General features: G+C 56.5%; 12 protein-coding genes. 7 read left to right on the forward strand and 5 right to left on the reverse strand.

Annotated elements, in window-relative coordinates:
* Positions 1-693, reverse strand: a complete 693-nt coding sequence (gene rutB, locus B2Q93_RS13095; RefSeq protein ID WP_040076228.1) for a pyrimidine utilization protein B — start codon at positions 691-693, stop codon at positions 1-3.
* A complete protein-coding gene (gene rutA, locus B2Q93_RS13100) occupies positions 693-1,784 on the reverse strand; it encodes a pyrimidine utilization protein A (RefSeq protein WP_046886637.1) in 1,092 nt (363 codons plus the stop codon). Before rutA ends, rutB begins: the two co-directional genes overlap by 1 nt.
* Positions 1,785-2,069: 285 nt before the next feature.
* Here rutA and rutR point away from each other — a divergent pair, with 285 nt between their 5' ends.
* Positions 2,070-2,708 (forward strand): HTH-type transcriptional regulator RutR, encoded by a 639-nt coding sequence (gene rutR, locus B2Q93_RS13105; protein ID WP_040076226.1) that lies wholly within the window; start codon positions 2,070-2,072, stop codon positions 2,706-2,708.
* Here rutR and B2Q93_RS13110 read toward each other — a convergent pair.
* Entirely contained in the window at positions 2,705-3,100 is a 396-nt protein-coding gene (locus B2Q93_RS13110) for a lysozyme inhibitor LprI family protein (protein ID WP_046886636.1), read from the reverse strand. The genes rutR and B2Q93_RS13110 overlap by 4 nt on opposite strands.
* A gap of 61 nt (positions 3,101-3,161) precedes the next feature.
* Positions 3,162-7,124, reverse strand: coding sequence for a trifunctional transcriptional regulator/proline dehydrogenase/L-glutamate gamma-semialdehyde dehydrogenase (gene putA / locus B2Q93_RS13115; RefSeq protein WP_046886635.1), 3,963 nt, complete (start codon positions 7,122-7,124; stop codon positions 3,162-3,164).
* A gap of 420 nt (positions 7,125-7,544) precedes the next feature.
* Between putA and putP the strand changes: the two genes are divergently transcribed.
* Positions 7,545-9,053 carry a sodium/proline symporter PutP gene (putP, locus tag B2Q93_RS13120; protein WP_207293447.1) on the forward strand — a complete coding sequence of 503 codons (1,509 nt, stop codon included), beginning with the start codon at positions 7,545-7,547 and terminating at the stop codon, positions 9,051-9,053.
* A 103-nt stretch (positions 9,054-9,156) separates the two neighbouring features.
* Positions 9,157-9,576: a DUF3574 domain-containing protein gene (locus tag B2Q93_RS13125; protein ID WP_046886633.1), complete on the forward strand. Its 420-nt coding sequence runs from the start codon at positions 9,157-9,159 to the stop codon at positions 9,574-9,576.
* A 32-nt stretch (positions 9,577-9,608) separates the two neighbouring features.
* On the opposite strand, the gene B2Q93_RS13130 is transcribed toward B2Q93_RS13125, so the two are convergent.
* Positions 9,609-10,793: a NupC/NupG family nucleoside CNT transporter gene (locus tag B2Q93_RS13130; RefSeq protein ID WP_046886632.1), complete on the reverse strand. Its 1,185-nt coding sequence runs from the start codon at positions 10,791-10,793 to the stop codon at positions 9,609-9,611.
* A 251-nt stretch (positions 10,794-11,044) separates the two neighbouring features.
* Between B2Q93_RS13130 and efeU the strand changes: the two genes are divergently transcribed.
* The 4 genes from efeU (at position 11,045) to phoH (ending at position 15,624) form a co-directional block, all read left to right on the forward strand.
* Positions 11,045-11,878: an iron uptake transporter permease EfeU gene (efeU, locus tag B2Q93_RS13135; protein WP_046886631.1), complete on the forward strand. Its 834-nt coding sequence runs from the start codon at positions 11,045-11,047 to the stop codon at positions 11,876-11,878.
* A gap of 43 nt (positions 11,879-11,921) precedes the next feature.
* Positions 11,922-13,049: an iron uptake system protein EfeO gene (gene efeO, locus B2Q93_RS13140; protein ID WP_286933408.1), complete on the forward strand. Its 1,128-nt coding sequence runs from the start codon at positions 11,922-11,924 to the stop codon at positions 13,047-13,049.
* A 5-nt stretch (positions 13,050-13,054) separates the two neighbouring features.
* Entirely contained in the window at positions 13,055-14,338 is a 1,284-nt protein-coding gene (gene efeB, locus B2Q93_RS13145) for an iron uptake transporter deferrochelatase/peroxidase subunit (protein ID WP_233803838.1), read from the forward strand.
* Between the two features lie 497 nt (positions 14,339-14,835).
* Entirely contained in the window at positions 14,836-15,624 is a 789-nt protein-coding gene (gene phoH / locus B2Q93_RS13150; RefSeq protein WP_040078532.1) for a phosphate starvation-inducible protein PhoH, read from the forward strand.
* Positions 15,625-15,769: the final 145 nt, after the last annotated feature.

Here is a 15,769-nt window from a genome sequence, read left to right on the forward strand (position 1 = left end):
TCAGGCGATACGGGCAAGTGTGGCGGGTGAAAGGGCATGGCAGAAGCTTTCGACATCGCTGACCCAGCCAAAAAAGGTTTCGATATTGAACAGCGCGGCCTCTTGCGCAAATGCAGGGCCCGCCTGGTGGGTCGCGTCCTCCAGCACAACGCCGAAATATTCGAGGAAAAAGCCGTCGCGAAGGGTCGACTCCACGCAGACGTTGGTCGCGATTCCGGTAAAGACCAGATGACGAATGCCCCGGCTTCGCAGGATGCTGTCCAGCGGGGTGTTGAAAAAGCCGCTATAGCGCGGTTTTGGCAACACGATATCGCCGGGCTGAGGCACCAGCTCATCCACGAGCTGGTAATCCCAGCTCCCTTTTGCCAGCAGCTTGCCCTGCAGTTCAGGCCGTTTGCGCATGGTTTTCAGGGCGTTCGATTTGTGGTAGTTGGGGGAGCCGGGGCCTCCCGCCTCGACGTACTGCTCATCCCAGCCGTTCTGGAACCAGATGATCAGCATCCCCGCTTCTCGTGCGGCGGTGACGGCGGTATGAATGTTCTCAATCACAGGCCGGGTAGTGGAGACGTCAAATCCGGCCAGATCGAGATAGCCTCCCGGGGTGGCGTAGGCGTTCTGCATATCCACCACAATCAGGGCACTCTGCTGCGGCGCAAAGGTAATCGCCTCCGGGCGTGCAGGTAAGGTTGTCATTACGCGACCTCCCGGGTGGTAGCCGGGATATTCGCCCGACACTGCATCAGGGGCTGAATGCGTTCCCCGAAGGCCTCGATGCCCATCAGGAAATCGTCAAAGGTAAGCAACACCCCTTCGGCACCCGGTACGCTGGCGACTTCATCCAGCATTTTCGCTACGCTGGCGTAAGAGCCAACCAGCGTGCCCATATTGATATTCACCGCTGAGGTGGGGTCGGCCATCTGGCGCACGTTGGTGTCGGTGCCGGAGCGGGTGTCTTTCTGGCTCTGTTCGGTGAGCCAGCTTAGGGCCTCTTCGTCAGCCCCTGCTTTATAGTGTTCCCACTTCGCCCGGGCAGCCTCGTCAGTTTCGTCAGCAATCACCATAAACAGGACGTAAGAACCCACGTGGCGCCCGGTTTTCTCGGCCGCCTGCTGCATGCGAGCGGCCGTCGGCGCGAAGGCACTCGGTGTATTGACCCCTTTGCCGAAGCAGAAGTTAACGTCCGCATGCTCGGCGGAGAAGGCCATGCCCGCATCGCTCTGTCCGGCGCAGATCACCTTCATTGGCACCTGCGGCTGCGGGCTGACGCGACAGTCGTTCATGGTGAAGTAGTCGCCCTTGAAATCGCTTTTCCCCGTGCCCCACAGGTCGCGCAGGACGGTGACATATTCGGTCAGGTAGTCGTAACGTTTTGAGAAGTACTCGTCGCCCGGCCAGAGCCCCATCTGCTCATATTCGGGTTTCTGCCAGCCGGTGACCAGATTCACGCCAAAGCGTCCACCGGAGATAGAGTCGATGGTTGAGGCCATCCGCGCCACAATGGCCGGCGGCAGCGTCAGGGTCGCGGCGGTCGCGTAAATCTGGATGCGGGTGGTCACCGCCGCAAGGCCCGCCATCAGCGTGAAGGAGTCCATGTTGTGATCCCAGAACTCGGTTTTACCGCCAAAACCGCGCAGCTTGATCATCGAGAGGGCAAAATCAAAATGGTAGTGCTCTGCTTTTTGCACAATCGCTTTGTTCAGCTCAAAGGTCGGCAGGTACTGGGGGGCATGGGTGGAGATCAGCCAGCCGTTGTTGCCGATAGGGACAAATACGCCAATTTTCATCACAAACCTCTCTTACTCTGTGTGGGGTGAAAGTCAGAGGTGGCGCTGCATCCTGCATCTCCTCTTCAGCCGCGTACTCCTGTTTTGCAAAGGCGATGCCAGTTTTGAAAAGGTTAATGTTATTAGTGTGTTAAAAGTAAGTTGATAAAAAAGGCATTTGAAAAGTGGACTAAACGGTCAAAAAGTCTGCACATAAATCAGGCAGTCATGCGCGATCGCGGTGCAGAATATCGTGTCATGTCAGGGGTTTTGCTATGCTGTTGGCAAAGAAAAAGGAGTGAGCACATGGCACAAGGCGCAGTGAAGGGCACCGGTAAGCGGTCGCAGGCGGTGAGCGCAAAGAAAGCGGCGATCCTGGCGGCGGCGCTTGAGACCTTTTCCCAGTTTGGCATCCACGGTACTCGTCTCGAACAGGTCGCTGAGCTGGCCGGGGTGTCGAAAACGAATCTGCTCTATTACTACCCGTCTAAAGAGGTGCTGTACGTGGCGGTATTACGCCAAATTCTTGACGTCTGGCTGGCACCGCTGAAGGCGTTTCGCGAGGAGTTCACCCCGCTGGTGGCCATCTCGGAGTACATTCGCCTGAAACTGGAAGTGTCGCGTGACTACCCGCAGGCCTCCCGGCTCTTCTGTCTGGAGATGTTGCAGGGCGCTCCGCTGCTAAAAGAAGAGCTGACCGGGGGCGTGAAAGCGCTGGTGGATGAAAAATCGGCGATTATTGCGGGCTGGGTGGCCAGTGGCAAACTGGCGGCGGTGGATCCGCACCATCTGATCTTTATGATCTGGGCCGCGACCCAGCACTATGCTGACTTCTCGGCGCAGGTAGAGGCGGTGACGGGCAAGACCTTACAGGATGAGGCGTTCTTCCAGCGCACCGCCGAAAACGTGCAGCGGATGATTATCGAAGGGATCCGCGTGCGTTAGTTGGCCGGGGGAAGCGGGCAGCTCAAATCGCCCTCTTCACACTGCATCAGGCTGGCGAGCATGGCTTCGCGCTCGCTGGTCTTCTCGGTAAGGCACTGATTGATGATCATGGGCTGTACGGAGCCGCCCTCGGTGCCAGAGCCGATAAAGGCGCAGTCAGCGTCGCGCAATTTAATCCACGCCAGCTGGGCGTTTTTCAGCAACCCTTGCTGCGCGCCAGCCGCACGCTTCATTGCTGCCTGGTATGTCTGGTTCAACTTACTATCCGCTTCCTGATACTGTTTTGCCGTGCAGATATTCAGATCCAGTTGCGTCGTCGCGTTTGCGCACTCATCCGCCAGCGCACTGGCGCTTAACAGCAACGCGGTGCCGGCGATCAGTAAAGATTTCATGTTTTCTCCCAGGGCCTAAAACGAAAAAAGCTCCGTTACCGGAGCTTTTATTAGCATAGCGTTAACCGATTGTCATCAGGCTTGCGTTGCCCCCGGCTGCGGCGGTGTTGACGCTGAGCGAACGCTCAACGTACAGACGCTCCAGCAGCAGATTCGTTTCACCGCGGGCGAAGCCCTGCACTGAAACAATCGCCCCCTCGCGGGCCGCAACCTCTTCGCACAGTTCCCGCAGCTGGTCAGAGTCGCCGTGGTAAATCACCGCATCGAACGGCTGGCGGGCCAGCTCCTCTTGTTTTGCAAAGTGGATCCGCTCGCTGACCGCCTTAGGCAGCTGTTTGGCCAGGTCGCGGTGCAGGCCATCTTCTGGCCACAGCACTTCACAACCCGTTGCCAGCGCACCGGCCAGCTGGACCAGGGCATCCTGCTCGTTATCCGCCACACAGAGCACACGCTCACGCGGCATCAGCGTCCAGGTGTTGCGCTCGCCGGTTGGGCCCGGAAGCAGACGCTGCGTACCGGCCTGCGCCAGCTCGCCATATTGCAGGCACAGGGCATGCAGTTCCGGGCGTTTCTCTGCCCAGGCTGCCAGCGCCTCCAGCGGACGGGTAAGGACGGTTTTCACCTGGGTGTCCACCGCGTACTGCGCATCCTGACGCGCCAGGGTTACACCCAGTGCGTTCTCCGGGCGGTTCGCCAGCAGACGATAAAGGTACATTGGGCCACCGGCTTTCGGACCGGTACCCGACAGGCCTTCACCACCAAACGGCTGCACGCCGACCACGGCACCGACCATGTTGCGGTTGACGTACAGGTTGCCCACTTTGGCGCTGCCCGTCACCTGCGCAATAGTTTCGTCGATACGGGTATGCACGCCCAGGGTCAGACCGTAGCCGGAGGCGTTGATCTGTTCAATCAGCGCGGCAAGGTTATTACGGCTGTAGCGCACCACGTGCAGCACCGGGCCGAAGACCTCTTTTTTCAGCTCATCGAAGCTGGCGAGCTCAATCAGGGTCGGTGCCACGAAGGTACCGGTTTTCCACTCACGAGCGTCGTCACTATTTTCACGGACGGCCTGGTAGACCGGGCGGCCTTTAGCACGCATCGCCTGAATGTGATTTTCAATGTTGGCTTTCGCTTCGGCATCGATGACCGGCCCGATATCGGTGGTGAGACGACCCGGGTTGCCCATGCGGCACTCGGCCATCGCACCACGCAACATTTTCAGCGTATGGTCGGCAATGTCGTCCTGCAGGCAGAGAACTCGCAGGGCGGAGCAGCGCTGACCCGCGCTGTCGAAGGCAGAGGAGAGCACGTCTACCACCACCTGTTCGGTCAGGGCAGAAGAGTCGACAATCATGGCGTTCATGCCGCCGGTTTCCGCAATCAGCGGCGTCGGGCGGCCCTGTGCGTCAAGACGGGTAGCAATGTTGCGTTGCAGCATCGAGGCCACTTCAGTGGAGCCGGTAAACATCACGCCGCGCACCCGGGTGTCGGCGGTGAGCTGAGCACCGACGGTTTCACCGCGTCCTGGCAACAGCTGCACCACGCCCGGCGGCACGCCCGCTTCCAGCAGTATAGAGATGCCCTGGGCCGCAATCAGCGGGGTTTGCTCAGCCGGTTTTGCCAGGACGCTATTGCCTGCGGCCAGCGCGGCGGCAATCTGGCCGGCGAAGATCGCCAGCGGGAAGTTCCACGGGCTGATACAGACGACCGGCCCCAGAGGACGGTGCGTTTCGTTATCGAAATCATCGCGCACCTGGCCTGCATAGTAGTGCAGGAAATCGACCGCCTCACGCACTTCGGCGATAGCATTACTGAAGCTCTTGCCCGCTTCGCGCACCAGGATGCCAATCAGTTGCTGCATCTGGTCTTCCATCAGCACCGCGGCGCGCTCCAGAATGGCGGCACGTTCCTGCGGCGGGGTGGCGAACCAGATCGGGGCGTTATTCACTGCGCTATCCAGCGCCTGGTTAACTTCCTCTTCGGTGGCTTCACGCACATAGCCAACAATATCTTTTGGCTCTGCCGGGTTGAGCACCGGCTGCATATCACCGTCAGCCACCGGCTGTTCGAGGATCGGTTTGGCCTGCCATTTATGCAGGGCGCTGTTCAGCAGGGAAGAGGAGAGGGAGGCCAGACGGTGTTCGTTCGCCAGGTCCAGACCCGCGGAGTTGACGCGACCTTCGCCGTACAGATCGCGCGGCAGGGCAATTTTCGGATGCGGCAGGCCAACCTGACCCTCCTGCGCGGCCATCTTCTCTACCGCCTGTACCGGATCGGCCACCAGCTCATCCAGCGGCAGGGTGGTGTCGGCGATACGGTTAACGAAGGAGGTGTTAGCACCGTTTTCCAGCAGACGACGAACCAGATACGCCAGCAGCGTTTCGTGGGTGCCGACCGGAGCATAAATGCGGCATGGACGGTTGAGTTTCCCTTCCGCCACTTTACCGGTGACCTGCTCGTACAGAGGCTCACCCATGCCGTGCAGACACTGGAACTCATACTGACCCGGGTAGTAGTTCTGCCCCGCCAGCTGATAAATCGCCGCCAGCGTGTGCGCGTTGTGGGTCGCAAACTGCGGGTAGATCAGATTGGGCACGCCAAGCAATTTTTTCGCACAGGCAAGGTAAGAGACATCGGTATACACCTTGCGGGTATAAACCGGATAGCCTTCCAGCCCTTCCATCTGGGCACGTTTGATTTCGCTATCCCAGTAGGCGCCTTTCACCAGACGGATCATCAGGCGGCGACGGCTGCGCGAGGCCAGGTCAATCAGGTAATCAATGACGAACGGACAGCGTTTCTGATAGGCCTGAATAACAAAGCCGATCCCGTTCCAGCCCGCCAGCTCTGGCTCAAAGCACAGTTTTTCCAGCAAATCTAATGAGATCTCCAGACGATCGGCCTCTTCGGCGTCGATGTTAATGCCGATGTCATACTGCCGCGCCAGCAGGGTCAGGGATTTCAGACGGGGATAGAGCTCTTCCATCACGCGGTCGTACTGCGCGCGGCTGTAGCGCGGGTGCAGCGCCGAAAGCTTAATGGAGATACCCGGGCCTTCATAAATGCCGCGCCCGTTGGAGGCTTTACCGATGGCGTGGATCGCCTGCTGATAAGAGACCATATAGGCCTGCGCATCGGCGGCGGTCAGGGCCGCTTCGCCCAGCATATCGTAGGAGTAGCGGAAGCCTTTGTCTTCCAGCTTGCGGGCGTTCGCCAGCGCTTCGGCGATGGTTTCGCCGGTCACAAACTGCTCGCCCATCAGGCGCATCGCCATATCCACGCCTTTGCGGATCAGCGGTTCGCCGCTTTTACCGATAATACGGTTAAGGGAGCGGGAGAGGCTGGCTTCGTTGTGGGTAGAGACCAGGCGACCGGTAAACAGCAGTCCCCAGGTGGCGGCATTAACAAACAGCGACGGGCTGCGGCCAATGTGTGACTGCCAGTTGCCGTTGCTGATTTTGTCGCGGATCAGGGCATCGCGGGTGGCTTTGTCCGGAATACGCAGCAGCGCTTCGGCCAGGCACATCAGGGCGACACCCTCCTGAGAGGAGAGGGAGAACTCCTGCAGCAGGCTCTGCACCATGCCGGCACGGCCGCTGGCGGTTTTCTGGTTACGCAGCTTCTCGGCCAGCTGGTATGCCAGGTTATGCGCCTGAGTCGCGATCGGCTCGGGCAGGCGGGCCTGCTCCAGCAGCATTGGCACGGCGTCGGTCTCTGCACGGCGGTAAGCGGCAGTGATGGCGGCACGGCTGACAGACTGCGGCAGGATCTGCTCGGCGAACTCCAGGAAGGGCTGATAGCTCTCTTCCGCTGCGTCGGCCGTCTCGTCGCCCTCGTTAGCCGCGCCGTTCAGCAGGGCTGGCAGCTCCGGTAACCCCTCTTCGCTCTCCAGTCGCTCCAGATAATTAAAAATGGCCTGCTTAATTAACCAGTGCGGCGTACGGTCAATGCGGGTCGCCGCGCTCTTAATCCGTTCGCGGGTTGCGTCATCCAGCTTAACCCCCATGGTGGTCATGCCCATGCCAAAACTCCTGTTGTTCTTTAATGATGTTCTAACGTTTCGAGAAATATCCACCATGTTGCAACTTTGTGCAACCGTGTTAATTGTGACAGGGCTTGCAAGCTGAAAAATGAATGGATTGTTAACGACTGGTTAGCTGAAAAAAGAGGTGGCCGGCGGCGGCTAAGGCCCGTTTTTATGCGGTGCTTAACACTTTTAAAAGGTGCAACCCGTAAAAGCGTGAGCGAGTGCAACCTATAGGAAAGACCTATAAATTCTGGGATGAATTCGGTGTAAATGCAGTGTTAAATCGTTTGTGTGCGAGCACTGCTTACGGCAGGATACGCGCGGCCAACAGAAATAGAGATCATCATCACGTTCCGATGATGCAATAACAAGACAATCCGGATGATTGTCGCAGAACATTTGCGGAGTAGTTATATGGCAATAAGCACACCGATGCTGGTGACCTTCATCGTTTATATTTTTGGCATGATCCTTATTGGCTTCCTGGCCTGGCGATCTACCAATAGCTTTGATGATTATATTTTAGGTGGCCGCAGTTTAGGGCCGATGGTGACAGCACTCTCAGCGGGCGCCTCCGACATGAGCGGCTGGCTGCTGATGGGCCTGCCGGGCGCCATCTTCATCTCTGGTATTTCAGAAAGCTGGATCGCGATTGGTTTGACCGTCGGGGCCTGGATCAACTGGAAACTGGTGGCGGGCCGTCTGCGCGTGCATACCGAAGCCAACAATAATGCGCTAACCCTGCCAGATTACTTCACTGGCCGCTTCGAAGATAACAGCCGCGTGCTGCGCATCATCTCGGCGGTGGTAATTTTAGTGTTCTTCACCATCTATTGCGCTTCCGGCATTGTGGCCGGTGCGCGTCTGTTTGAAAGCACCTTCGGTATGAGCTATGAAACCGCGCTGTGGGCCGGTGCCGCAGCGACCATCCTCTATACCTTTGTCGGTGGGTTCCTGGCCGTCAGCTGGACTGATACCGTGCAGGCGAGCCTGATGATCTTCGCCCTGATCCTGACGCCGGTCATTGTGATTATCACCGTGGGTGGGTTTGGCGATTCGCTGGAAGTGATTAAGCAAAAAAGCATTGAAAACGTCGATATGCTGAAAGGGCTTAACTTCGTCGCTATCGTCTCCCTGATGGGCTGGGGGCTGGGCTATTTCGGTCAGCCACACATTCTGGCGCGCTTTATGGCGGCGGATTCTCACCACACCATCGTGCATGCGCGTCGTATCAGCATGACCTGGATGATTCTCTGCCTGGCGGGTGCCTGTGCAGTAGGCTTCTTCGGTATCGCTTACTTCAATAACAATCCGGCGCAGGCGGGCGCGGTGAACCAGAACGCCGAACGCGTGTTCATTGAGCTGGCGCAGATCCTCTTTAACCCATGGATTGCCGGTATTTTACTGTCCGCTATTCTGGCCGCGGTGATGTCCACCCTGAGCTGCCAGCTTCTGGTCTGCTCCAGCGCCATTACTGAAGATCTCTATAAGGCTTTCCTGCGTAAAGGGGCAAGTCAGAAAGAGCTGGTATGGGTAGGGCGCTTTATGGTGCTGGTGGTGGCGCTTATTGCCATTGCGCTGGCGGCAAATCCGGATAACCGCGTACTGGGTCTGGTGAGCTACGCCTGGGCGGGCTTTGGTGCCGCTTTCGGCCCGGTAGTCCTCTTCTCCGTACTCTGGTCGCGTATGACCCGTAACGGCGCGCTGGCGGGGATGATCATCGGTGCGGTTACCGTTATCGTCTGGAAACAGTTCGCCTGGCTGGGCCTGTACGAAATCATCCCGGGCTTTATCTTCGCCAGCCTGGGTATTGTGATCTTTAGCTTGCTGGGCAAAGCGCCATCTGCGGCCATGCAGAAACGCTTTGCTGAAGCGGATGCCCATTACCACACGGCACCGCCGGTTAAGCTGCAGGCGGAATAAGCCTGACGCACGCTCTCTAAGCCGGGTACGCCCGGCTTTTTTATTGCTAAATTTTCTGTTTTACGTTGATATCTCGGGGCTTATAACAATGAGGATAGCAACCATGATGTTCAAAACAGGGTTAATGGCAGGCGCACTTTTACTGCTGGCTGGCTGCAGCGCACCGTCGCAACACGCGGCGGTAGCGGAATGTAAAGCCGATAACCAGATGCAGCAAACCACGCTCTATTTCGGGCTTAACCGCCCGGCAGGGGCAGAGATTACCGGTGCGGAGTGGCAACAGTTTGTCGATCAGGACGTTACTCCACGTTTTCGTGATGGCTTAACGGTGTTTGATGCACGTGGGCAATGGCTGGGGAACGACGGGAAAGTGGCGCGGGAGCCGAGCAAGGCGCTGATGCTGATTCACGGTAAAGACGCGCAGAGTGAGAAGAATATTGAGGCACTGCGGGGGATTTATAAATCACGCTTCGCCCAGGAGTCAGTGATGCGTATTGACCAGCCGGTGTGCGTCCAGTTTTAACGAAAAACGGCGGGATACCCCGCCGTCATGACTTACAGCACCAGGCCGGCAAAGCTCGCCGAGAGCAAGCTCACCAGCGTCGCACCGTAGACCAGGCGCAGGCCGAAGCGTGATACCACGTTGCCCTGCTGCTCGTTCAGCCCTTTAATTGCCCCGGCGACGATACCGATAGAGGCAAAGTTGGCGAACGAAACCAGGAACACCGACAAAATGCCCAGCCCGCGCGGCGTCATCTCTGCGGCAATTTTTTGCAGCTCGATCATCGCCACAAATTCGTTCGCCACCAGCTTGGTGGCCATAATACCGCCTGCGTGCAACGCATCGCTGAGCGGGATGCCTACCAGCCAGGCCAGAGGATAAAACACATAGCCCAGGATCTGCTGGAAGCTTAAACCAAAGATGCTGGAGAAGAGGGCGTTGACGGCGCTAATCAATGCAATAAAGCCAATCAGCATCGCCAGAATAATCATCGCCACTTTAAAGCCGGCCAGAATATACTCTCCGAGCATTTCGAAGAAACTCTGGGATTCGTGCATCTTTTCCAGCTTAATATCCGGCTCAGCTTCCGGGCGCGTCGGATTAATGACCGACAGAATGATAAAGGTGCTGAACATATTCAGAATCAGCGCCGCCACCACATATTTGGCCTCCAGCATCGTCATATAGGCGCCCACGATCGAGAGCGAGACGGTCGACATGGCCGTGGCCGCCATCGTGAACAGACGACGGGAGGAGAGATCGCCTAACACCCCTTTATAAGCAATGAAGTTTTCTGACTGGCCGAGAGTAAGAGAGCTGATCGCGTTAAACGACTCCAGCTTACCCATGCCGTTCACTTTTGCCAGCGCGCTACCCAGCAGGCGAATAAAGATCGGCAGAATGCGCCAGTGTTGCAATATCCCAATCAGGGCGGAGATAAAGACGATGGGGCAGAGCACGCCAAGGAAGATAAAGGCCAGCCCTTTGTCACCCATACCGCCAAAGACAAAGTTGGTGCCCTCGGCGGCATATTTCAGCAGCGTTTCAAAGAAGCCCGAAACATATTTAATAATGAACAGGCCGCTTTCGGCATGCAGGAAAAAGAACGCCAGCGCTATTTCGATCACGATGAGCTGTAAAATATAGCGGATACGAATTTTACGGCGATCGAAACTGACCAGCCACGCCAGCGCCAGGATAACCACCAGGGCCAGCAGGAAGTGCAAAATAGTAGACATATTTAATAATCAGCAGGTTTTCGAGGCGCACATTTAGCCACAGCCGCGTTTAAGGGTAAATGGACTTTTATTCATGAGCTTATAAAGCCGTTAGTTAACAGGGTAATGATTACCCTGCAAGGGGTTTACATCCTGTCATTAAAACGCCGCATATTTCGCTTGTATTTCTTCATGCCGTAATGATAATCACTATCACAAGAATTTACCTTTCTTTGCATCAATTGACGGCGATAAACATTTAAGGTGTCGGCATGTTTGTTCCATTTCTCATTATGTTACGTGAAGGCCTTGAAGCGGCCTTAATTGTCAGTCTTATCGCCAGTTACCTGAAACGCACCCAACGCGGGCGCTGGATTGGGGTGATGTGGATTGGGGTTTTCCTCGCCGCTGCGCTCTGCCTGGGGCTGGGCATTGCCATCAACGAAACCACCGGCGAGTTTCCGCAAAAAGAGCAGGAGTTATTCGAAGGCATCGTGGCGGTAATTGCCGTGGTGATCCTCACCTGGATGGTGTTCTGGATGCGTAAAGTGTCCCGTAACGTCAAAGTTCAGCTGGAGCAGGCGGTTGATAGCGCCCTGCAGAAAGGCAATCATCACGGCTGGGCGCTGATCATGATGGTCTTTTTCGCCGTCGCCCGCGAAGGGCTGGAGTCGGTCTTTTTCTTGCTGGCGGCATTCCAGCAGGACGTAGGTATCTGGCCGCCGCTTGGCGCGGTACTGGGGCTGGCGACCGCCGTGGTGCTCGGTTTTCTTCTCTACTGGGGCGGCGTGCGTCTCAACCTCGGCGCTTTTTTCAAATGGACCAGCCTGTTTATCCTGCTGGTGGCCGCCGGGCTGGCAGCGGGCGCTATCCGCGCTTTCCACGAGGCCGGGCTGTGGAATCACTTCCAGGATGTGGCTTTTGACCTGAGCACTATCCTCTCTACCCACTCACTGGCGGGAACGCTCCTTGAAGGCATCTTCGGTTATCAGGAGACGCCGAGCGTCAGCGAAGTGGCGATCTATTTTATCTATCTTATTCCGGCGCTGGTGCTGTTTTTCATGCCATCACGCCCCAGCACGCAACCGACGCGGACTGCGCTGTAACGTGCTTTATTTAGTTACAACATACTTATTAACGGGAAGGGTCATGGCTATTCAATTTCGTCGTACCGCGTTACAGGCAGGTATTGCCGCGCTGTTGTCCTCTGCGTTTTATGTGCAGGCTGCCGATATTCCACAGGTGAAAGTCACCGTCAATGACAAGCAGTGTGAGCCGATGACCCTCACGGTCAATAGCGGCAAGACCCAGTTCCTCATTCAGAACCATAGCCAGAAAGCGCTGGAGTGGGAGATCCTGAAAGGGGTGATGGTTGTGGAAGAGCGTGAGAACATTGCCCCAGGCTTTAGCCAGAAGATGACGGCCAACCTGGAGCCGGGTGAGTATGAGATGACCTGTGGCCTGCTGACCAACCCGAAAGGCAAGCTGATTGTTAAAGGCGGTGCCACTGCCGAGGCGGCGAAAGGGGAGGCCTTACTAAGCCTGGGCGACGCCATCACCGCCTACAAAGCTTATGTGACGAAAGAGACCGCCGACCTGGTCGCCGGGACCAAAGCCTTCACCGATGCGGTGAAAGCGGGCGATATCGAAAAGGCCAAATCGCTGTATGCGCCTACCCGTCAGCATTACGAACGTATTGAACCTATCGCTGAGCTCTTCTCCGACCTCGACGGCAGCATCGACGCCCGTGAAGATGATTACGAGCAAAAAGCGGCCGATCCGAAATTCACCGGCTTCCACCGTCTGGAAAAGGCGCTGTTTGGCGATAACAGCACGAAAGGGATGGAGCACTATGCCGATCAACTCAATAGCGATGTGCTGGAGCTGCAAAAACGCATTAGCGAGCTGGCATTCCCGCCCTCTAAAGTGGTGGGCGGCGCGGCAGGCCTGATTGAAGAAGTTGCCGCCAGCAAAATCAGCGGTGAAGAAGATCGTTACAGCCATACCGACCTCTGGGACTTCCAGGCGAACGTGGAAGGCGCGCAGAAGATTGTCGACCTGCTGCGTCCTCAGTTGCAAAAAGAGAACAGCGCACTCCTGACGAAAGTGGATGCCAACTTCAAAAAAGTGAACACCATTCTGGCGAAATACCGCACCAAAGACGGCTACGAGACCTATGAAAAGCTGACCGAGGCGGATCGTAATGCCCTGAAAGGACCGATTACGACTCTGGCGGAAGATCTGGCTCAACTGCGCGGCGTGCTGGGTCTGGATTAAGCATCATGAACAAGCACGATGAGTACGACGTTGCCCAGCCTTCGCGGCGTCGGTTGTTAAAAGGGGTCGGCGCGCTTGGCGGCGCGCTCGCTCTGGCAGGGGGTTGCCCGGTAGCGCATGCGGCAAAACCGCAAAGCGCGCCGGGGACGCTCTCCCCGGATGCACGCATGGAGACGCAGCCGTTCTTCGGTAAACATCAGGCGGGTATTCTTACGCCGCAGCAGGCATCGATGATGCTGGTGGCTTTTGATGTTCTGGCCAGCGATAAAGCCGATCTGGAGCGTCTGTTCCGGCTGTTAACGGCCCGTATCGACTTCCTGACGACGGGCGGCCCGGCCCCCGATACCCAGAATACACGCCTGCCGCCCATGGATTCCGGTATTCTGGGGGCCTATATTGCCCCGGATAATCTGACCATTACCGTCTCGCTGGGCGAATCGCTGTTTGATGCACGCTTTGGTTTGCAAAAGCTGAAGCCTAAGGCGCTGCAAAAAATGGCGCGCTTCCCGAACGATTCGCTGGATGCCGCCCTCTGTCATGGTGATGTCCTGCTGCAAATTTGCGCCAACACCCAGGACACGGTGATCCACGCGTTGCGCGATGTGATCAAACATACTCCGGACCTGCTGAGCGTGCGCTGGAAACGGGAAGGGTTTATCTCCGATCACGCGGCGCGCAGTAAAGGCAAAGAGACGCCGGTTAACCTGCTCGGTTTTAAAGACGGGACTGCCAACCCCGACAGCAGCGACAATGTGCTGATGAACGAGGTGGTATGGGTCACAGCGGATCAGGGCGAACCGGCCTGGGCCGTAGGCGGCAGCTATCAGGCGGTGCGTATCATTCAGTTCCATGTGGAGTTCTGGGATCGTACGCCGCTGAAAGAGCAGCAGACCATTTTTGGCCGCGACAAACAGAGCGGGGCGCCGCTGGGAATGAAAAACGAGCACGATGTGCCGGACTACGCCCGCGATCCCGACGGGGAGACTATCGCCCTCGATAGCCATATTCGTCTCGCCAATCCTCGCACCAAAGAGACCGCCTCCAGCCTGATGATGCGCAGGGGATACAGCTACTCGCTGGGCGTGACCAATTCGGGGCAACTGGACATGGGGCTGCTGTTTGTCTGTTACCAGCACGACCTGAATAAAGGCTTTTTAACCGTACAAAAGCGGCTAAATGGCGAAGCGCTGGAAGAGTATGTAAAGCCCATTGGCGGCGGCTATTTCTTCGCGTTACCGGGCGCCCTGGATAAAAATCACTACCTTGCTCAGGGTTTACTCGAAGCCTGAATAACTCTCCCGCATCGTGGTGCGGGAGAGCTTTTTTTACTATGATCTTCCTGATGTTATAATTTTGTAATAATTCTGAATGACACTGTGGTCTGCTGCAGGGCGACTCTGAAAGTTGCATTCAGGTAAAATAAATGTTGCATTTGTTTTAAATCCTGATGTACTTATTCTAGGAAAGCGGTAAATCCCGGCAGTGATGTCTTTCACTATGGAGATCGCGAATGGTAGGGTCCTGTACTGGACAAGGTAAACGCAATAACCGCAGCACCCGACGCGGAGGCTTAGACTCCGACAGCGATTTCTTCACCACAAAAAACGCCCCCACCAACGTAAATCATGATTTTTCCCACGTGCCGAACGGTGCGCGTAGCCGTTCGGCAATTTCCAACAACCAGGCAAGCTATGGCTTAAAAGGAAGCCAAACCTCAGATGTTTGTGCGCATAATCGCGCCGGCAACGGCGTGTGTGATGAATACCAACAACTCAAGGTGCTATCCATGGGAAGACAAAAAGCAGTGATCAAAGCTCGTCGTGAAGCAAAACGTGTGCTGAGACGAGATTCACGCAGCCATAAACAGCGTGAAGAAGAATCGGTCACCTCGCTTGTGCAGATGAGTGGCGTTGAAGCAATTGGCATGGCAAGGGACAGCCGTGATCTTACTCCTGTTGTGGCACGCAATGACGCTCAGGCGCAGTACCTGAATGCTATTGAGAGAAAATCGCTTATCTTTGCAACTGGCGAAGCCGGATGCGGTAAAACCTGGATAAGCGCCGCCAAAGCGGCGGAGGCTCTGATCCATAAGGACGTAGACAAGATTATTGTTACTCGTCCTGTGCTGCAGGCCGATGAAGACCTGGGCTTCCTGCCAGGCGATATCTCGGAGAAGTTTGCGCCTTACTTCCGTCCGGTTTACGACGTGCTCGTTAAACGGTTGGGCGCTTCCTTTATGCAGTACTGCCTACGACCAGAAATTGGCAAGGTAGAAATCGCGCCGTTCGCCTATATGCGCGGACGTACATTTGAAAATGCGGTTGTGATTCTCGACGAGGCTCAGAACGTGACCGCTGCGCAAATGAAGATGTTTTTAACGCGCCTCGGGGAGAACGTGACGGTCATCGTTAACGGTGATATTACGCAGTGCGATTTGCCGGCGGGCGTTCCGTCGGGATTAAGCGATGCGCTGGCACGTTTTGAGGAAGATGAGATGGTGGGTATTGTCCGCTTCACAAAAGACGATTGCGTACGATCGGCTTTGTGTCAGCGAACGCTGAATGCGTATTACTGAGTTCGCTGTTCTGTTCAAGGCCCGGGAAACCGGGCTTTGTTTTTTTGGGAGGGGGGGAATGAGAACCCCCGCTGGGGTGCAAGATACGAAAAAAAAGCCCGTACTTTCGTACGAGCTCTTTCTCAAATATGGCGGTGAGGGGGGG

It is taken from the genome of Leclercia sp. UBA5958, from assembly GCF_002430365.1.
GTDB lineage: Bacteria > Pseudomonadota > Gammaproteobacteria > Enterobacterales > Enterobacteriaceae > Enterobacter > Enterobacter pneumoniae.